The sequence below is a fragment of the Sphingomonas sp. Mn802worker genome (assembly GCF_000382485.1).
Lineage (GTDB): Bacteria > Pseudomonadota > Alphaproteobacteria > Sphingomonadales > Sphingomonadaceae > Sphingomonas.
This window is the reverse complement of record NZ_AORY01000005.1, coordinates 127,541-146,982: the sequence shown is the minus strand read 5'-3', so window position 1 is coordinate 146,982 and position 19,442 is coordinate 127,541. Positions and strand designations below refer to the sequence as shown.

At 68.1% G+C, this 19,442-nt stretch carries 16 protein-coding genes; 9 read left to right on the top strand and 7 right to left on the bottom strand.

The features are described from left to right. Positions 1-77: 77 nt before the first annotated feature. Entirely contained in the window at positions 78-563 is a 486-nt protein-coding gene (locus tag SMN802W_RS0107565; RefSeq protein ID WP_026325879.1) for a GNAT family N-acetyltransferase, read from the top strand. A 4-nt stretch (positions 564-567) separates the two neighbouring features. Here SMN802W_RS0107565 and SMN802W_RS0107560 read toward each other — a convergent pair whose 3' ends face one another. Beyond that, positions 568-1,815 carry a putative DNA modification/repair radical SAM protein gene (locus SMN802W_RS0107560; protein ID WP_019516301.1) on the bottom strand — a complete coding sequence of 416 codons (1,248 nt, stop codon included), beginning with the start codon at positions 1,813-1,815 and terminating at the stop codon, positions 568-570. Between the two features lie 87 nt (positions 1,816-1,902). Between SMN802W_RS0107560 and SMN802W_RS0107555 the strand changes: the two genes are divergently transcribed. Continuing rightward, positions 1,903-3,168 (top strand): hypothetical protein, encoded by a 1,266-nt coding sequence (locus SMN802W_RS0107555; RefSeq protein WP_019516300.1) that lies wholly within the window; start codon positions 1,903-1,905, stop codon positions 3,166-3,168. Here SMN802W_RS0107555 and smc read toward each other — a convergent pair. From smc to SMN802W_RS0107535, 4 genes are read right to left on the bottom strand one after another with little or no spacing between them, the layout of a single operon-like run. Beyond that, the gene (gene smc / locus SMN802W_RS0107550; protein WP_019516299.1) at positions 3,110-6,529 is read right to left on the bottom strand and encodes a chromosome segregation protein SMC; all 3,420 of its coding nucleotides are present in this window, start codon (positions 6,527-6,529) and stop codon (positions 3,110-3,112) included. The genes SMN802W_RS0107555 and smc overlap by 59 nt on opposite strands. 35 nt (positions 6,530-6,564) lie before the next feature. Further along, a complete protein-coding gene (locus SMN802W_RS0107545; RefSeq protein ID WP_037523620.1) occupies positions 6,565-7,293 on the bottom strand; it encodes a thioredoxin domain-containing protein in 729 nt (242 codons plus the stop codon). Between the two features lie 27 nt (positions 7,294-7,320). Beyond that, on the bottom strand, positions 7,321-7,989 hold the full coding sequence (locus tag SMN802W_RS0107540) for a DsbA family protein (protein ID WP_019516297.1): 669 nt from the start codon (positions 7,987-7,989) through the stop codon (positions 7,321-7,323). Between the two features lie 11 nt (positions 7,990-8,000). Beyond that, a complete protein-coding gene (locus SMN802W_RS0107535; protein WP_238560141.1) occupies positions 8,001-8,513 on the bottom strand; it encodes a DUF721 domain-containing protein in 513 nt (170 codons plus the stop codon). A 26-nt stretch (positions 8,514-8,539) separates the two neighbouring features. On the opposite strand from SMN802W_RS0107535, the gene SMN802W_RS0107530 reads away from it, so the two are divergent. The 3 genes from SMN802W_RS0107530 to nudC are packed head-to-tail and all read left to right on the top strand — an operon-like array spanning position 8,540 to position 11,930. Then, positions 8,540-9,634: an NUDIX domain-containing protein gene (locus SMN802W_RS0107530; protein WP_019516295.1), complete on the top strand. Its 1,095-nt coding sequence runs from the start codon at positions 8,540-8,542 to the stop codon at positions 9,632-9,634. Then, entirely contained in the window at positions 9,634-11,043 is a 1,410-nt protein-coding gene (locus SMN802W_RS0107525) for a serine hydrolase domain-containing protein (protein WP_238560155.1), read from the top strand. The genes SMN802W_RS0107530 and SMN802W_RS0107525 overlap by 1 nt, the downstream gene beginning before the upstream one ends. Before the next feature lie 11 nt (positions 11,044-11,054). After that, positions 11,055-11,930: an NAD(+) diphosphatase gene (gene nudC, locus SMN802W_RS0107520; RefSeq protein WP_026325876.1), complete on the top strand. Its 876-nt coding sequence runs from the start codon at positions 11,055-11,057 to the stop codon at positions 11,928-11,930. Positions 11,931-12,055: 125 nt separating this feature from the next. Here nudC and mnmA read toward each other — a convergent pair whose 3' ends face one another. Next, entirely contained in the window at positions 12,056-13,156 is a 1,101-nt protein-coding gene (mnmA, locus tag SMN802W_RS0107515; RefSeq protein ID WP_019516292.1) for a tRNA 2-thiouridine(34) synthase MnmA, read from the bottom strand. Positions 13,157-13,421: 265 nt separating this feature from the next. Between mnmA and sciP the strand changes: the two genes are divergently transcribed. Both sciP and SMN802W_RS0107505 read left to right on the top strand, forming a co-directional pair. Continuing rightward, complete coding sequence (gene sciP, locus SMN802W_RS0107510) at positions 13,422-13,721, top strand: CtrA inhibitor SciP (protein WP_019516291.1); 300 nt, start codon at positions 13,422-13,424, stop codon at positions 13,719-13,721. Between the two features lie 91 nt (positions 13,722-13,812). Further along, complete coding sequence (locus tag SMN802W_RS0107505; protein WP_019516290.1) at positions 13,813-14,070, top strand: GlsB/YeaQ/YmgE family stress response membrane protein; 258 nt, start codon at positions 13,813-13,815, stop codon at positions 14,068-14,070. A gap of 60 nt (positions 14,071-14,130) precedes the next feature. On the opposite strand, the gene SMN802W_RS0107500 is transcribed toward SMN802W_RS0107505, so the two are convergent. After that, positions 14,131-14,874: an SIMPL domain-containing protein gene (locus SMN802W_RS0107500; RefSeq protein WP_037523561.1), complete on the bottom strand. Its 744-nt coding sequence runs from the start codon at positions 14,872-14,874 to the stop codon at positions 14,131-14,133. Between the two features lie 132 nt (positions 14,875-15,006). Here SMN802W_RS0107500 and SMN802W_RS0107495 point away from each other — a divergent pair, with 132 nt between their 5' ends. Together SMN802W_RS0107495 and SMN802W_RS0107490 are read left to right on the top strand one after the other, a co-directional pair. Next, entirely contained in the window at positions 15,007-16,176 is a 1,170-nt protein-coding gene (locus SMN802W_RS0107495) for an efflux RND transporter periplasmic adaptor subunit (RefSeq protein ID WP_026325875.1), read from the top strand. Positions 16,177-16,182: 6 nt separating this feature from the next. After that, positions 16,183-19,398, top strand: a complete 3,216-nt coding sequence (locus tag SMN802W_RS0107490; protein WP_019516287.1) for an efflux RND transporter permease subunit — start codon at positions 16,183-16,185, stop codon at positions 19,396-19,398. The last annotated feature ends 44 nt before the right edge of the window (positions 19,399-19,442 follow it).

Sequence of the window (19,442 nt, the reverse complement as noted above, 5' to 3'; positions counted from 1 at the left end):
CGCAACCGCACGCCTCGGTTGCGGGGAGCGATCAACATGTGGTGACAAGCGGCTCGGTTGCGATCAAGTCAGCCCGGATGACCACCTTGCCCTTCATTCTTCGCGATTACCGGGCCGGTGACGCGTCGGCGATGGCGCGGGTCTACTTTCTCGCGGTCCGTGACCTGGGTCCACGCCGGTACACACGAGCGCAGGTTGCGGCCTGGGCACCCGAGGAGCCCGATCCCGAACGGTTCGTCGTGCGCGCTGGCGATGGCCGCCGTACGCTGGTTGCGGTCGACACTGACGGTTGCGTGCTCGGCTTCGGCGATCTGGAGGCGAATGGTCATATCGACCTGCTTTACTGCCACCCCGACGCGGTCGGCACCGGCGTCGCATCGCGGATCGTCGAAGCGCTGCTCGACCATGCGCGCACCGCGGGCATCACCGACCTGCATGTCGAGGCGAGCGAACTGGCGCGCAGCCTGTTCGAGCGGCACGACTTCACGTTGGTGCAGCGGCGCGACGTCGCCCTGAATGGCGTGCCGATCCACAATTATCTGATGACGCGCTTACTTCGCTGACGGCTCAGGCCGCGAACAGCTCCAGCTGCTGCTTTTTGGGCGCGACCAGCGGCTTCAGCTCGGCGCGGTCGGTGAGCGACACCGGTCGCCAGTCGTCGGTGACGATGAAGGGCCTGATCTTCGCGATCGAGACGGTCAGCCGCGCGACATCGTCGAGCCGCAACCGCCGCCAACGACGCGAGGCTAGGATGTTCTTTACCGCCTTCGTGCCCAGTCCCGGCACGCGTAGCAGCGCCTCGCGCGGCGCCCGGTTGACGTCGACCGGGAAATGCTCGCGAAACTTCAGCGCCCAGGCGAGCTTGGGATCAATGTCGAGCGGCAGCATGCCCGTCGCTGAGTCGGTGGCGGCGACGACCTCGTGCGGCTGGAACTCGTAGAAGCGCATCAGCCAGTCGGACTGGTACAATCGATGCTCGCGCATCAACGGCGGGCGCTGTAGTGGCAGCACCGCACTCGCATCCGGGATCGGGCTGAACGCCGAATAATAGACGCGTCGCAGGTTGAAGCGATCGTACAATTGCGATGCCTTACCGACGATATCGCCGTCGGTCGCCGCGTCGGCGCCGACAATCATCTGCGTCGACTGACCGGCAGGCGCGAAGCGCGGTGCGGATTTGTACTTCGCCTTCGCATCGGTCAGGTCGGCGATCGATGCCTTGACCCCGCGCATCGCGCCCTCAATCCGTGCCTCGTCCTTCTCGGGCGCGAGCCGCTTCAGCCCCGACGAGGTCGGCAGCTCGACGTTGATCGACACGCGGTCGGCGTAGAGCCCGGCCTGATGCACCAGCTCCGGGTCGGCATCGGGAATCGTCTTGAGGTGGATGTAGCCGCGGAAATGATGATCCTCGCGCAGAGACCGCGCCACCTCGACGATCTGCTCCATCGTGTAATCGGGCGACGAGATGATCCCCGACGACAGGAACAGCCCCTCAATGTAGTTGCGCCGGTAGAAGGACAGCGTGAGATTGACGACCTCGGCCGCGGTAAATCGTGCGCGCCGCACGTTCGAGCTTTTGCGATTGATGCAATAATGGCAATCAAAGATACAGCTGTTGGTCAGCAAAATTTTGAGCAACGAGATACAGCGTCCGTCGGGTGCATAGGCGTGGCAAATGCCCATCCCCTCGGTCGATCCCAGCCCCTTGCCGTCGCGGCTGTCGCGCTTCGACGTGCCCGACGAGGCGCATGACGCGTCGTACTTCGCCGCGTCGGCGAGGATCGCCAGCTTCTGTTTGACATCGAGCTGCGCCATCCGTTCGATATATGTTCGCTACTGCGAAATGTCGAGGTGCACGCGTCCGCTTGTCGCCCGCACCATGCTTCGCCAAGACGTGCGGTGATGCGTGAAACGATCGATCGTTGGGCCCGCGGGCTGGGGGACGAAGCGCCTTATTGGGCGCTTGCGCTGACCTGTCTCGCCGGGCTCGCGTTCAAGCTTCACTGCGGTGCTTACTGGGTCGGGGCTGAGCAATACACCACCGGCTGCTACAGCGACGCGGTGCCGTTCTGGGGGGTGCGCGGGGTAGCGGCGGGGCAGGTGCCGTATGTTCAGGCACGGATGGAATATCCGGTGCTGACCGGCGCGCTGATCTGGGTGGAGGGGCTGGTTGCGCGCGTACTCGGGTTCGGGCGAGCCGATGCGGCCGACTTCCTGACTGCCACGTGGCTCGGCAACACCGCCTTCGCCTATCTGATCCTCCACCTGATGCGACGCGCAGGCGTCGGCCGGTTGCGGCAATATGGCTGGGCGCTCGCGCCGCCGTTGGTGCTGTACGTCGCGCACAATTGGGACCTGCTCGCCGCCAGCCTGGCGGTCGCGGCGGTGATCGCCGCATCGCGCGGGCAGGACGTGCGCGCGACAGCACTCGCGGCACTCGGCGGCGCGGCGAAGCTGTTTCCGTTGCTGTTGCTTCCGCTGCTTGGCCTCGCCGCGCTGTTGCACCGCAGTGGTAAGATCGGCGCCAACGTCATGCGCGCCGCACTGCTCGTTTCGGTTGCAGTCGCCACCTGGGGCGTGGTCAACGTGCCTGTCGCGGCAAGCGCCTTCACCAACTGGAGCGAGTTCTACGCCTTCTCGCAGGAGCGTAGCGGCACCGCGGCAAGCGTGTGGGAGCTTGCCAACACCTTCAACTGGTACCCGACCGACATTCCCGCGCGTAACGAGCTGGCGCTGATCGCCTTCTTCGTCGGTGCCGCCGCTGTCGTGATTGCAGGATGGAGGCGGCACACAGCGCACTTATGGGTGCTGTTCACGCCCGTCCTCGCCTGGTTCCTGCTCACCAACAAGGTGTGGTCGCCGCAATTCGACCTGTGGCTGTGGCCGCTCCTAGTGCTGACGGGAACGCGTGCGCGACCGCTGGCGCTGTTCCTGCTTGGCGACCTGTTCGCCTATTTCGCCGAATTCTGGCTATTCGCCGGCATGGAGGGCGCATGGCCTTCCGCCACTCAGGTCGATGTCGCGACCGCGGCGGCGATCCGTGGGGTCGCGGTACTGTGGATCATCTGGGCGGCAGTGCGCGATCAGGCTCCCGCATGGATCACGCGTGTCACTCCGCCGCGAGCAACCGTTCCGCGCGACCGAGATCGACCGATACCAGCCGGCTGACCCCGCGCTCGACCATCGTCACGCCGAACAGGCGGTGCATCCGGCTCATCGTCACCGCATTGTGCGTGACGATCAGGTAGCGCGTCCGTGTCTCGCGCGTCATCCGGTCGAGCAGTGCGCAAAAGCGGTCGATGTTGGCATCGTCCAATGGCGCGTCGACCTCGTCGAGCACGCAGATCGGCGCCGGGTTGGTCAGGAACAGGCCGAAGATCAGCGCCACCGCGGTCAGCGCCTGCTCGCCCCCCGACAGCAATGTCAGCGATTGCAGCCGCTTGCCCGGTGGCTGCGCCATGATCTCCAACCCGGCTTCAAGAGGATCGTCCGAGTCGACCAGTTCCAGATGAGCCTGGCCGCCGACACCGTCCCCGGCATCGAACAGCGTCGCGAACAGCCGGCGGAAATGCCCGTCGACCGCCTCGAACGCGGCGAGCAAGCGCTGCCGCCCCTCGCGGTTGAGCGTGCCGATCGATCCACGCAGGCGATTGACCGCCTGACCCAGTTCGGCGCGCTCGGCGGCGTTGCCCGCGCCTGACGCTTCCAGCTCGGCGAGTTCCTGCGCCGCGACGAGGTTGACCGGGCCGATCCGCTCGCGCTCGCGCAACATCCGCTCGAACGCCGCCGTTTCCGTGTCCGCCGATCCGACTTGGTCGGGCGCGAAGCCGATCCGCTCGGGCAGAACCGGCGCCGGGCACTCGAACCGCTCCCCGGCGCGACGGCCGAGATCGATCCGGTGCGCCTCGTGGTGATCGGCGCGCGCGCTTGCCCCTGCGCGCTGCTCGCGCATCGCGGCCAGCGTCTCGCCCGCGCGCCGCGCGTTGCCCTCCGCCTCCCGCAACATGCGCTCGCACGCCTGTTCGTCCGCCGCGGCGCGGGTCACCGCCGCACGCAGCATATCCGATGCCGCGTCCGCCTGCGTCACGGCGCGCGCAAGTTCGGGCAGCCTCGGCGTGATCGCAGCCAGCTCGCGCGCGATCTCGCCCTCGCGCTTCGCCATGTCGGCGATCCGCCGCGCAGCATCGCCCGCGCGCGCGCGCCAGCTCTTCGCGTCGCCCAGCATGCCTGCCAGTCGCTCACGCAGCACCGCCGCCTGCCGCTCGCCGGCCTGCCTATTGCCCCGCGCGGCATCGACCGAGTGGCGTCGTGCCGCATCCTCCTGCCGCAACGCCGCGATCGTGTCGGCCGTGGCACTCATGTCCGGCAGCGCCGCGCTTGCTGCCTCGGCGCGCACCACGTCCGCCGCCGCTTCGTCACTGTCGCGTATGGCGCGGCGTTCGCGCGCATCGGCGTCGGCTCGCTGCCCCTCGATCCGCTCGAGCATCGTCTCCGCGCGTGCTTGGCGCGCCTGCGCCTCGCGGTTTGCCGCTTCCGCCCGCGCGATCTCACCGCGCGCGGCGCTGGCGTCGCCTTGCGCTGCGGCGATTGCGTCGCTGACCGCGCGGAGCGACGCCGCCGCGTCGCTTACCGCGTCACGTGCCGCCGGCAACGCCGCCTCGATCGTCACCAGCCGGTTCTGCCGCTCAAGCCGCTCGGCCGCGGCGAGGCCGCCGGCGGTGACGATAAGCCCGTCCCAGCGCCGCATCACACCGGCGCGCGTCACCACACGCTGCCCCGCTGCGAGCGGCGCGCCGTCATCCGCCTCCACCACGAACACCTGCGCCAGCCGCCGCCCCAGCACCGTCGGCGCCTGAACATGCAAGCCCAGCGGCTTGGCACCCGCGAGCGGAGCGGGATCGTTTTCGCGCGCGGCCGCATCTGACCAATGCGCCACGTCGCCGATATCGAGGCCGACTTCCAGATCGTCACCCAGCGCCGCCGCCAGCGCGCGCTCATACCCAGGCACCACCGTGATGTGGTCGAGCAACCGCGTGCGACCGTTACGCCGTAGCGCGCGCGTCAGCGTCCCCTGCTCCGCCTCCAGCGCCGCCTGTTCGGCCCGCGTCGACGCGCGCGCCTGCTCGGCTGCGTCGCGCTGGGCGATCGCGGCATGCTCTGCCGCCTCGACCGCGGTCAGGCGTGTCCGCGCCTCCTCCGCACTTCCACGCGCCGCCGCCTGCGCAGCGGTCGCTGCCTCGCGTTCTTGCGCAATCGGGGCCGCTTGCGCAATCGCGTTACACGCCGTGGCCGCATCCGCACGCTCCCGCTCGGCGCGGGTCAGCCGAGCGCGCGCCTGCGTGAGAGCGGCATGCGCAATCCGGGCCTCCGCCTGTGCGCTCGCCTGCGCCGCGAGCGCATGCGCCAGTGCGATCTCGGCATCGCGTCCCAGTCGCTCCGCTGCGCTCAGCGCGGCTTCCAGGCCGGGCAGACTCGCTTCGGCCTCCGCAGCGGCGCGCTCCAGCGCCTTGCTGTCGCGGCTGAGCGTGGCGAGTGCCGCCGTCGCTTCGTTCGCGAGGTCACCCTCGCGCTCGCGATCGGTCGCGATCCGGGCGCCGGCCTGCTCGAGTTCGCCGGCACGCCGCTCGGCGGCGGTTGCATCGGCGCGCAATGCCGCAAGCCCCTGCGCCGCCGCCGCCGCGTCATCGCGTGCCGCTAGTGCGGCGGTGCGCGCCTGTGACAGCGCCGCGATCGCGTCTTCCTGCGCCGCCGCCGCCGCGTAGTACGCGGTTTGCGCCGCCGCTACCGCGGCTTGTGCGTCACTCGCCTCACCGCGTGCGGCAACCGCGGCGCGATCCGCGTCGCGCCACCGCGCGAAGATCACGCGCGCCTCGGCCGTGCGGATCGCATCGGAGAGCGTGCGATAGCGTTCCGCAACCCGCGCCTGCCGCCTGAGCGCGCCCGCCCGCGCGTCGCTCTCGGCGATCACGGCGTCGAGCCGTTCAAGGTTCGCCTCGGTCGCGCGCAGCCGAGCCTCCGCGTCACGGCGGCGGACGTGGAGTCCGGCAATCCCCGCGGCCTCTTCCAGCATCGCGCGGCGATCGGCCGGCTTGGCCGCGATCACCGCCCCGATCCGGTTCTGGCTGACGAGTGCGGGGCTGTGCGCGCCGGTGGCGGCGTCGGCGAACAGCAGCTGCACATCCTTCGCGCGCACGTCGCGCCCGTCGATCCGATAGGCCGAGCCCGCGCCGCGCTCGATCCGCCGTACGACCTCGCTCTCCTCGCCGTCCTCCTGCTCCAGCAGGATCGACACCTCGGCGAAATCGCGCGGCGGCCGCGTCGCCGTGCCGGCGAAGATCACGTCCTCCATGCCGGCACCGCGCATCGACCGGGCAGAATTCTCGCCCATCGTCCAGCGCAGCGCTTCGAGCAGGTTCGACTTGCCGCACCCGTTCGGGCCCACCACGCCGGTCAGCCCGGGCTCGATCACCAGGTCGGCGGGGTCGACGAAGCTCTTGAACCCCGTCAACCGCAGCCGCTTGATCTGCACGCGCGGACGCTCCCCTTACGCGCGTGAGGTAGGCATCAGGCGCCCGCGGTCTTCAACGCGCCCTCGACTCCGTCCCACGTCACGACGTTGTCGAGCTTGTTGCCGTTCAGGAAGAACGTCGGCGTTCCCTGCACGCCCTTTTCGGTGCCTGCATCCATGTACTTGGTCAGCGCTTCGATCTGCTTCTCGTCGGTCAGGCACGCGCGTGCCTGCGCCTCGGGGATGCCGCGCTGCTTGACGAAGTCGATGAAGCCCAGCTTCTCGGCCCATGCAGTGAAAATCTGCCCTGGCTTCTTGCCCTGCTGCGCCTGCTGGAATGCGCCCGCATCCTCCATCTTCGGCAGCACGGTCGGTTGCGCCGCGAACATCTCCTCCAGCAGCGGGAAGAACGGCTGTGTCCCGCCGCAGCGGCCCAGCAACGCCGGCGGGAAATCGGGTGCGCCGTGGACGAGGAACTCGCGGAATTCGTAGGAGACCTTTCCGGTCTTTACGTACTTATCCATCAGGGGACGCATGCCGGTGTTGGCGAACGCGCCGCATGTCGGACACAGCCGCGAGCCATATTCGACCAGCTTGAGCGGTGCATTCGGATTGCCCGCGACGAAGCCCCCCTCGGGCGTTTGCGACACCGTCTGCGTCCAGTCCTGCCCGGTCGGCGCCGCTGCTGCCTTGACCGAACCGGCGGGTGCGCTCGGCGCGTCGTTGCTGCCGCCGCAGCCAGTCATCAGCGCCAGCGCGCCGGCGAGAAGTGCGATACGCTTCATAGACAGCTCCATGTGTTTATTTCTTGCTCAACGGGCACCGGCGGCGCGCAGCATCGGCTGCAATTGCGTCCAGGTCACCGTCTGGATCAACTTGCCGTTCAGGATGAACGCGGGCGTGCCCGCCGCCACTTCGGTCGATTGCGACACCTTCAATGCGGCGTTGAGCGCGGTCTCGTTGGCGAAGCACGCGTCGATCGCCGCCGGAGAGACACCCGCGGTGCGCGCGATGGCGGTTAGCCCGGCCCCGTCCGCCAGCGCGCGCAACTGCGCGGTCTGCGGGTAGCTCGCGATCCGCGCCGCATTGGCGCCGTCCCACTCTAACGCGCGTTCGATCCACGCCTTCTGTTGCGCGAAAAAGGCCGCATGGACCGCCGGAAACGCCTTCGCCCCAGCGCACCGCGCCAGCGTCGCGGCGGCGAGGTCGATCTTGTCGTGCAGCTGGTTGCGTACCTCGACCGCGAGCGAGCCCGATCGCACCATCGCCTTGATGCTAGGCTCCGACTCGGCGGCGAAATGGGCGCAATGCGGGCAAGTGTAGCTCAGGATCTCGACCAGCCGCACCTTGGCCTTGGGGTTGCCGATCAGGTAGCTGCCGGCCGCGACCGGTGCCGCCACCGCGGTCCACGATCGTGGCGCCGCGCCGGCGGTGGAGGCAGCGAGCATCGCCGCGACAAGGATGGGCAAGAGCGTCTTCATGGCAGCCGCTTTCACTTGATCTGGGGCAGGCTCGGGCGGTTGGCGACGCCGGAGGCGAGCGCCTCCAGCACCGCCTTCAGCTCGGGGTCGACGATCGTCTTCAAACTGGCACCCAGCTCGCTCGGCGCGGGCGCGAGTTCGGGCATCACGCGGCGTGGCGCGCGCTTGGTGATCTCGCCCTGGCGGATCGTGATCCGCGCCACCGCCTGATAGCCGAAGAAGCGGTTCACCCGCTCGGTGATTTCCGGCAGCACGTGCTGCATCATCACCGCATGCGCGCCGCGGCAGGTCAGCGTCAGCGTGCCGTCCTGCTTCTTGCCCATCGGGAAGCGGATCGATTCGGGCGAACTGACCGCCGCCAGCCGCTCGCCGACGATCTCGGGCCAGCGCGACACCACCGCCGACTGCACGAAGCCGAAGCGCCGGAATGCCGCGCCGCCGATCGCGGGCAGCAGTTCGGACACGGCACGTGACCGGTTCTGACGCTCCGGCGGGGGCAGGGGGGCGCGCGGGCGCTTGCTCATCCGCTCGCCCATGCCATAGCGAGGCTGTGGACGCCAAGGATTCGATCGCACCTTCGTTGCATGAGCCTGCCGATCCAAGCGCGATCGCGCCGGCACTGCTTGACTGGTACGATCGCCACCGCCGCGACCTGCCATGGCGCGCAAAGCCGGGTGAGACGCCCGAACCATATCGTGTCTGGCTGTCGGAGGTGATGCTCCAGCAGACCACCGTCGTGACCGTCCGGCCGCGCTTCATCGCCTGGACGCAACGCTGGCCGACCTTTGCCGATCTTGCTGCTGCCGATGAGGCGGACGTGATGGCCGCCTGGGCCGGGCTCGGCTATTACGCCCGTGCGCGCAACCTGCTCGCCGCGGCGCGCGTCATCGCCGCGGAGCATGGCGGCGAACTGCCGCGGACCGAGGCGGCGTTGCGTGGCCTTCCGGGCTTCGGCGCCTATACCGCTGCCGCGGTCGCCGCGATCGCGTTCGGTGCGCGCGCGGTGGTGGTCGACGCCAATGTCGAGCGCGTGGTCGCGCGGCTGTTCGCGATCGCCACGCCGCTTCCTGCCGCGCGCCCGGCAGTCCGCGCCGCGACCGATGCCATCACTCCCGAGCATCGCGCCGGCGACTTCGCGCAGGCGATGATGGATCTGGGTCAAGCGGTCTGCACGGTGCGACGCCCCAAGTGCCTGCTGTGCCCACTCAACGCCCACTGCGCCGCGCAGGCAAGCGGAGAGGCCGAACGATACCCGATCAAGAAGCCCAAGCCGGAGCGTCCGCATCGTCACGGCACGATCTTCTGGCTGACGCGCGATGGCGTGAACGGGCGCGAGGTGCTGCTCGTCCGCCGCCCCGACACCGGCCTGCTCGGCGGCATGCGTGCGCTGCCGACCGGGCCGTGGCAGGACACGCAACCCGGCGTCGCGGGCGCGCCTGTCGACGCGGACTGGTGCGCGCTCAACGTACAGGTGAGCCACGGCTTCACCCACTTCACGCTCGATCTTGCGCTGGTCACGGGCGAGGCGCATGGCAAAGTGGAAGCCACCGGCGAATGGTGGCCGATCGCGACGCTGGGCGAGGCCGGTCTGCCGACCGTTTTCGCCAAGGCGGCGCGCGCGGCGATGGGGATGGAGGCAGGGTGATGCTGGTTCGTTGGTCGCGCGGACGACGCGCCGTAATGGCGGCAGGTGGCGCGGCGATTGCGCTCGTCGCGGGGCTGACGGTCGCGCGCGAGGCGGCGTCGCAGGCGAACCCGCGACCAGCGGCTCCACCTCGTCAATCGGCCATGCCGCGTCCGCGCATGCCGATCCCGACCGGCGAGACGCTCGGCCGCATCTTTTTGCCAGCCACACAGGCGCTATTCGATCGCATCGTCGCGGACGGGCGCGCCCCCGGGATCGCCGGCGCGTTCGGGCACGGCGATGGTCCGACGCTCTATCTGTCCGCCGGGCGGATCGCCACCGATGCCGACGCGTCCGCCGCTGGTCCCGACAGTCTGTGGCGCGTGTATTCGATGACCAAGCCGATCACCGGCATGGCGGCGATGCTGCTGGTGCAGGACGGCCGCATCAGACTCGACGATCCGGTGTCGAAATACATCCCGACGTTTGCGAAGATGCGCGTGCTGACCAATCCCGACACCTCGCTCGACACGGTGCCGGCGGTCAGGCCGATCACAATCCGCATGTTGCTGACGCATTCGGCAGGGCTGAGTTACAACATCCTCGCCAAAGGCCCGCTGCTCAAGGAAACCGAGCGGTTGGGTGTCGTGCCGGCGCAGGTCAATGCCGAGGTGGAGCACGAGGCGCGACGCACGCGCCCGACCAGCCTCCAGGCATTTGCGACCCGCGCGGCACAGCTGCCGCTGATCGCGCAGCCGGGCACGAAGTGGAGCTATTCGATCGGGCTCGACGTGATGGGCGCGGTGATCGAGCGCGCGAGCGGCATGTCGTTCGAGCGGTTCGTGCAGACGCGGCTGCTCACCCCGCTGCGCATGACCTCGACCGGGTGGCAGGTGCCCGCCGGGCAGCAGCGGCGCTTCGTGACGCTCTACGTTGCCGCAGCGGGCCGGCTGATGCCGTTCGATCCGGCCGCGACCTCGCCTTATCTCAACCCGCCGAGCTTCCCCTATGGTGGTGCGGGGCTGGTGTCGTCGGCACGCGATTATGATCGCTTCCTGCACATGATCCAGGATGGCGGCACGCTCGACGGCGTCGAGGTGATGAAGCCCGAGACGGTACGGCTCGCGACCTCAAACCTGCTTCCCGCCGGCGTCAGCTACACCGGCTACACGCCCGGCACGCAGCCGGGCGCAGGGTTCGGCGCGGGCGGCTACGTGCAGCTTGAGGACGTACCCGGCGGCGCACCGCGCGGCACCTATGCGTGGAGCGGCGCTGCCAACACGATCGCGTTCGTCAACACGGTCGACCGGACGCGCGGCACTGCGATGGTCAACATCTTCCCGCCCGGCAGCCTCGACCTTGCCAAGCAGGTCGGCGCCACGCTGCGCCGCGATGCCGAGCGCCGTGCCGAACAGCAGGGTCGCCGTTAGGCGTGGGTGAGATCCTGACGCCCGGCTTCACCGGCGGCCTGCTCGACCGTGCCGACGCGATGCGCCACGACGACTCCGCACTCGCCACCGCGATGGGCAATTGGCAGGCGCGACTGCTCAGCCTGCATCATTGGGAGCCCGAGGTCACCGACGACGGTCGGCTCGGCTGGACCATGCTGACCGAAGCACCCGACGATGCCGAGTTCGTGCTGCTCGGCCTCGACAACGGCCGGCCACGCTTTGCGGCGATCTTGGCCGGCCAGGGTGCGCCGCCGCCGTTCCGCTCTCCGACCCTGTTTCACACGCTTGACCGGCTACGGCCCGGTGAGGCAGCGACGTTCGCCACCGCGCGCTCGCTGCTCGACTGGCATGCGCGGCATGGCTTCTGCGCGAGATGCGGCACCGCCACGGCGATCTTCCGCGCCGGCTGGGGCCGCAAATGCCCCAATTGCGATGCCGAGCATTTTCCACGCACCGACCCTGTCGTCATCATGATTGCGGAGCATGACGGCCGCGCGCTGATCGGTCGGCAGCCGAGCTTCCCCGCCGGTCGCTATTCCGCACTCGCCGGTTTTCTGGAACCGGGCGAGAGCATCGAGGAAGCGGTGCGGCGCGAAATCGGCGAGGAGGCCGGGGTCGAGGTCGGTGCGGTTCGCTACGTCGCCAGCCAGCCATGGCCGTTCCCGTCGCAGCTGATGATCGCCTGCATCGGTCAGGCGGTGACCGACCAGATCACGCTCGACACCAACGAGCTTGAGGACGCGAAATGGATCAGCCGCGGCGACGTGCTGGCGGTGCTTGCCGGCACGGGCGACGCGTTCATCGCGCCGCCGCCTTATGCGATCGCGCACACATTGCTCCACGCCTGGGCGCACGAACTGGCGTAGCGCGCACCAGGCGGGCAAGCGTTCGCCTGCGCTCCGGAGATGCGGGTGATGACCGGACAAGGTTCAAGCCGGGCAAAACGAAGGAAGCGGGCGATAGGCGGAGTTGCGGCGATACCCGCCACGGCTCACGCCGCCGCCATCGCCGCTTCCGTCTCAGCGATCCAGCCGCCGCCCAGCACGCGGTCGCCGTCATACAGCACCGCCGCCTGTCCCGGCGCGACGCCATATTCGGGCGCGTCGAACACCAGCCGGTCGCCCAGCATCCGCGCCGGCACCGGCTTTGCCATCGACCGCACCTTGGCAGTCAGCGCGCTCGTCAGCGGTACGAGCACGTTCATGTCCTCCAGCCTTGCCGCGTTGACCGCCAGCGCTCGGCGCGGACCGACGACGACGCGCTGCGCCTCGGGCTCCACGCGCACGACGTAGAGCGGCTCGGGACTGCCGCCGATCTCGAGCCCGCGGCGCTGCCCCACGGTGTAGTGGATGATGCCGCGGTGTTCGCCGAGCTTACGGCCATCGAGATCGACGATCTCGCCGCCCTGCGCGGCCTCTGGCCGCAGCTTCTTCACCAATCCGGCATAATCGCCGTCGGGCACGAAGCAGATGTCCTGGCTGTCAGGCTTGGCCGCGACCAGCAGTTCCAGTTCGGCCGCGATCTCGCGCACCCGCGCCTTGGGCAAATTGCCGAGCGGAAAGCGCAGGAAGTCGAGTTGCGCGGTCGTGGTTGCAAACAGGAAGTAACTTTGGTCGCGCGCCGGATCGGCGCCGCGGTGCAGCTCCGCGCCATCCGTCCCCTCTACCCGGCGGACATAATGCCCGGTCGCGAGCGCATCGGCGCCCAGGTCACGCGCGAGCGCGAACAGGTCGGTGAACTTCGGCCCCATGTTGCACTGGACGCACGGGATAGGCGTCCGCCCCGCCAGATACTCGTCGGCGAAGCGGTCGACCACCTGTTCGCGAAAGCTCGTCTCGTGGTCGAACACGTAATGCGCGATGCCTAGCCGGTCGCACACCGCGCGCGCGTCGCGAATGTCGCGCCCGGCGCAGCACGCGCCCGCGCGGCTGGTCGCCTCGCCGTGATCGTACAATTGCAGCGTCACGCCGATCGTCTCGACGCCCGTCCGCGCGGCCAGCGCCGCCACTACCGAACTATCGACGCCGCCCGACATCGCGACCACGATCCGGCGCGCGCTCGGCGGCAATTGGAAATCGGCGAGGTCGTGCATGGCGCTACTATAGGCATTTCGTCGTTCGCCCGCCACTCGTCGGCGCACGTACCGCCGCGCTTTACTGCTCCTTCAGCTTCTCGGACCTAAGCGGGATTGTAACAAACGACGGTACGGGGTGGCCACGTGTGAACATCGCAACAGAAGACCGGGCAAAGCTGTGAAGACCCTGTTTACCGCGCCGCTTTAAACACCGTTCAAGGCCATCGCCTACAAGGGCCGCACGATGGAACGGGGGCACAAATCCCTCAGCCGAGGTTTAGGAATGATCGAGAATCAGAAGATACGTCCCGCGAAAGTCATCGGCCCGCTCGGCGAGCCGCTGACGCTGGACACGCTGCCGCCGGCCGATACGACGCGCTGGGTGGTGCGGCGCAAGGCCGAGGTGGTCGCCGCGGTGAACGGCGGGCTGTTGTCGGTCGATGACGTCTGCGCGCGCTACGGCCTGACGGTCGAGGAATTCGCCGGCTGGCAGCGCGCGATCGATCGCTCCGGTATGCCGGGGCTGCGCGTGACGCGGATCCAGCATTACAAGTCGTTGTACGAACGCCAGCAGAAATTCTGAGACGAGGTTTCGGCTGCGGAACAACATTTGGTGGTCAAGCGTCTCACCCCCAGCGTCCGGCTTGGGCGAGTAACCACGGGGAGTGTTTGCGATGAACCTCATTATCTGGCTTATTGTTGGCGGTGTCATTGGCTGGCTGGCCAGCATTATCATGCGCACCGATGCACAGCAGGGCATCTTCCTGAATATCATCGTTGGCATCGTCGGCGCATTCGTCGGTGGTCTGATCTTCACCGGCGGTTCGATCAACAACGCCCCGCTTAACCTTTACTCGTTCCTGATTTCGTTGCTGGGCGCCGTTGTCCTGCTCGCGATCGTCAACCTGTTCCGTCGCGGTCGCGTGCGGTAATCGCACTGCCGTCCGGTACAAGCAGAACGGCCGCCCGAGCGATCGGGCGGCCGTTTCGCGTTATTTCAGGACGAAGCGCACGTTGATCGTCGCTGTTACCTCGGTTTCACCGGGAAGTACCTGTGTCGCTGGGCCGCTGTCCGCCGCCATTGCGCGCGCGCGGAACATGACCGGCGGCTGCGGCTGCCCACCGTCATTCTCACCCGCTTCGTTGATCGACAGGATGCGATCGACCCGCAGACCCGCTGCCTGCGCATAAAGCGCAGCGCGTGCCTTGGCGCGCGTCACCGCGTCGGTCCGCGCTGCGTCGAGCGCCGCGTCGGGCTGCGACAGCGAGAGCGACGGGCCGTCAATCTGGTTCGCGCCGGCCTTTACCAATGCGTCGAGCACCGCGCCGCTGCGCGCGATATCGCGGAACTTGACCGACACGCTGTTGTTCGCCTGATAGCCGGTGACGACCGGTGGCTGGTTGTCGGCATAGCGATATTGCGGCTGGAGCGAGACGTTGCTGGTCGACAGGTCGCGCGGCGCGATCCCGGCGGATTTCAGGCTTGCGATCACTTGCGCCATGCGCGCCGCATTCTCCTGCGTCGCCGCCGCCGCAGTCGCCGCCTGCGTCACCACGCCGGCGCGGATCACCGCCTGATCGGGCGTGCGCGACACGCGGCCGGTTGCGCTCACCTCCAGCACGGTGCCGTCGATCGGCGTCGCTTGCGTCGCGTTCATCTGTGCCATCGCGCCGGTCGGTAGCATGAGTGCCGCCGCGCCCGCGAGCCACAAGGTTGAGTGTGAAGTTGATCGCATGAAAGACCTCCCGTTCATTAACGCTTGATCGTCTAGGTTCGCCAAAACCAACGCAAGCTGAATGATCCACGGGCTTGCGCGTGGTGACGTAGCTGGATAATACAGCGCCTAATCGAGGGATAACAAGCGCGCATGACGTACGAGCCGGGGAGTTTGGAGGGCGAACGGCTGTTGCTGACCGACGAGCGGCCGCGGCGGCGGCGGCGCTGGATCATCGCCGCGCTGGTCGTGCTCGCGCTCGTCGGTGGCTGGTTCGTGTTCAGGCACGAAAAAGCAGCGCCGCCTGCCGCTGCGTCGGCGGACGCGGGCGCCCCCAACGTCACCGTGGTCGTGCCCGGCCGCCAGGTGGTCGACCGTACCGTCAGCGCGACCGGCACGCTCGCCGCGCGGCGCGAGATGCCGGTGGGCGTCGCGGGCGAGGGCGGCATGGTGTCGCGCGTGCTGGTCGAGCCGGGGCAGTGGGTGAAGGCAGGGCAGGTGCTCGCCACCGTCGACCGCTCGGTCCAGGCGCAGACCGCCGCCAGCTTGGCCGCGCAGATCAGCGTCGCGCAATCCGACCTGACGCTCGCGCAGGCCGAACTTCAGCGCGCGAAAAGCCTCGTCGATCGCGGCTTCATCTCGAAAGCCGACGTGCAGCGTCGTATCGCGACGCGCGACGCCGCCGCCGCGCGGTTGCAGGTGTCGCGCGCCGCCTTGTCCGAACAGCGCGCGCGCAACGCCCGGCTCGACATTCGCGCGCCCGCCGAGGGACTGGTGCTGACCCGCGGCGTGGAGCCGGGACAGATCGTCAGTTCAGCGTCGGGCGTGTTGTTCCGCATGGCCAAGGGCGGCGAGATGGAGATGCGGGCGCAATTGTCGGAAGGCGACTTGCAGGCGATCCACGTCGGTTCGCGCGCGACCGTGACCCCGGTCGGCGACACGCGCCAGTTTGCAGGACAAGTGTGGCAGGTGGCGCCGATCATCGATCCGCAGACGCGGCAGGGGATCGCGCGCATCGCGCTTGCGTACAATCCTGCGCTGCGCCCCGGCGGTTTCGCCTCCACATCGATCATCGCCAATGCGGGCAACGCGCCCGAGCTGCCGCAGTCCGCGCTGCAAAGCGACGAGCAGGGCAATTACGTCTACATCGTCGATGCCGCCAACAAGGCGCAGCGCCGCAACGTGACGCTGGGTCCGGTCGACAACAACCAGGTCGCGATCGCCACGGGGCTCAATGGCAACGAGCGCGTCGTGCTCTCCGCCGGTGCCTTCCTCAATCCGGGGCAGAAGGTGACGCCGATCCTGCGGCGTCAGGGGAGCTGACGACCGATGGGTTTCCGCAACATCTCGGCCTGGTCGATCCGCAACCCGGTGCCGTCGATCGTCCTGTTCCTGATCCTGACCGTGATGGGCGTGGTCAGTTTCATCCGCATGGACATCAACCAGCAGCCGGACATCGACTTTCCCGGCGTGGTTATCTCGATCAACCAGCCGGGTGCCGCGCCGAGCGAGCTGGAGACCCAGGTGACGCAGCGGGTCGAGGCGGCGGTGCGCAGCCTGGAGGGGATCGACGAGATCAACTCCTACGTCAGCGAAGGCGATTCGACCACGGTGGTGCAGCTTGCGATCGGCACGCCGGTCGACCGTGCGGTGAACGAGGCGCGCGATGCGATCACGCAGATCCGTGCCGACCTGCCCGACGGCATCACCGAGCCGCAGGTCAGCCGGATCAAGGCCAACGACTTCAATCTGGGCAGCTACACCGCGACCGGCACCGACATGTCGATCGAGGATTTGAGCTGGTACATCGACAATACGGTGGCGAAGGAGCTGCTGTCGGTGTCGGGCATGGGCAGCGTGACGAGGAATGGCGGCGTCGACCGCGAAATCCGCGTCATCCTCGATCCCGCGAAACTCGCCGCGCAGGGACTGACCGCCAGCCAGATCAACCAGCAATTGCGGCAGGTGAATTTGAACGCACCGGGCGGCCGCGCCGAGATCGCGGGTGCCGAACAATCGGTGCGTGTGATCGGCAACGCCGACACAGCGTATCAACTGAGCCAGACGCAGATCAACGTCGGCGGCGGCCGCACCATCCGGTTGGCCGACATCGCGGTGGTGCGCGACCTGTACGGCGAGCGTCGCACCGCCGCCGCGGTTGATGGCCGCTCGGTGATCTCGTTCGACTTCAAGCGCGCGAAGGGCGCCTCCGACGTTACCGTCTTTCGCGAGGCGAAGGCGAAGCTCGAAGCGCTTGAGAAGCGCAATCCCAAGGTCAAGTTCCGCCTGCGCGTCGATGGCTCCGAATATGCCCTGGTCCAGTACAAGGCGGCGATCCACTCGATGATCGAGGGTGCGCTGCTCGCGGTGCTGGTCGTGTTCCTGTTCCTGCGCGACTGGCGCGCGACCTTTATCGCCGCGCTCGCGATCCCCTTGTCGGCGATCCCCGCGTTCTGGTTCATGGACATGCTGGGCTTCACGCTCAACAACATGACCATGTTGGCGCTCAGCCTGGTGGCGGGCGTGCTCGTCGATGACGCGATCGTCGAGATCGAGAACATCGTGCGCCACATGCGGATGGGCAAATCGGCGTTCCAGGCGTCGATCGATGCCGCGGACGAGATCGGGCTCGCCGTGCTCGCGACCACGATGGCGATCGTTGCGGTGTTCTTTCCCGTTGGACTGATGCCCGGCATCTCGGGGCAGTTCTTCAAGAATTTCGGTCTGACGGTCGTCGTCGCGGTGCTGATGAGCCTCGCAGTCGCGCGCCTGATCACACCGATGATCGCGGCCTATTTCCTGAAGTCGTCCGGCCATGCCGAGCATGGCGGCGGTCGCTGGCTCGACGTTTATCAGCGCGTGCTCGTCTGGACGTTGCAGGAGGGCAAGTCGCCGGCGGTGCGCTCCCGCGGCCGTCTGCGTCGCGCGGCCGCGTACCTGCGCGATCACCGCGTCTGGACGGTCGGCATCGGCGCGCTCGCCTTTGCGCTGACCTTGTTCCTGTTCACGCAAATCCCGATGACATTCCAGCCGGCGCAGGACCGCGACCGTAGCGTCGTCACCGTGACCATGCCGCCGGGCTCGACGCTGGAGGCGACTCAGGCCGTGGTCGAGCAGGTCGATCAGCTGATGCACCGCCAGCCGCTGGTGGAAAGCGTCTATGCGACGACTAGCGTCGGGTCGGGTCGTCTCGTGCTGCAGTTGAAGAAGCCGCGTGACAAGACCTCGACCGAGTTCGAGCGCGAGCTGACGCCGCTGCTTGCCAAGGTCGCCGACGCGCGCGTCAATTTCGAATCGCAGTTCGGTTGGGGCGACAACAATCGCGACCTGTCGGTGACGCTCGCGGGGGATGATCCCGCGCAGCTGGCGCAGACCGCCAACACCCTCGTCAAACAGATGGCGGGCGTGCGCGGCGTGGTCGCCCCGCGCGTCGCGGGCGACCTCAACCGGCCCGAAATCCAGATCAGGCCGCGGCTCGATCTCGCCGCCAACTTGGGGGTGACGACCGCGGCGCTGTCCAGCGCGATCCGCATCGCGACCTTGGGCGACCTCGATCAGAACAGCGCGCGCTTCTCGCTGTCCGATCGCCAGATCCCGATCCGCGTCGCTTTGGCGCAATCGTCTCGCTCGCGGCTCGACACGATCCAGAATCTGCCGGTGCCGACCGCGAACGGCGGATCGGTGCCGCTCGGCCTCGTCGCCGAGATCGGCTTCGGCTCGGGCCCGACGCGCATCACACGCCTGAACCAGCAGCGTCAGCTGACCGTCGGTGCGGACCTGTCGCCCGGCCTCGTCGCCAGTGAGGTGATGGCGAAGATCAAGGCGCTGCCGGTGATGAAGAACCTGCCGATCGGCGTGCAGGAACTGCAGGTCGGGCAGGCGAAGTGGCAGATGGAGATGCTGGTCAATTTCGTCTTTGCGGTGCTGGCGGGCGTGTTCCTCGTCTTCGCGGTGCTGATCCTGCTCTACCGCCGGCTGCTGCCGCCGGTCGTCAACATGGGCTCGCTGCTGCTGGCACCCTTGGGCGGGCTGATCGCGCTGATGATCGCAGGTCAGCCCTTGTCGCTGCCGGTGTTCATCGGTCTGCTGATGCTGCTCGGCATCGTTGCCAAGAACTCGATCCTGCTGATCGATTTCGCGCTGGAGGAGATGCAGGCGGGCGTGCCGCTTCGCGCCGCGATCATCGATGCCGGGCACAAGCGCGCGCAGCCGATTCTGATGACCACGATCGCGATGGTCGCGGGCATGGTGCCGACTGCCTTGTCCTTGTCGGGCGACAATTCGTTCCGCGCGCCGATGGGCATTGTCGTGATCGGCGGCCTGTCGCTTTCGACGTTGCTGACGCTGTTGATCGTACCCGCCGCGTTCAGCCTCGCGATCGGCGCGGAACGGCGGATCGGTCCGTGGATCGGGCGTCGCCTGCTCACCTACCGCTCCGGCGACGATCGCCAGCCGGTGATCGAGCATGACGCGCCTGCGGGCGCGCTGCCCGGCGCCGCGGGGCGGATCGGCTATGGCGGCGAGGGCACGCATCCGGCTGAATGACCGAACGCCCGAGCGGAGGGGCATGAACCTTCGTTACGCTCACG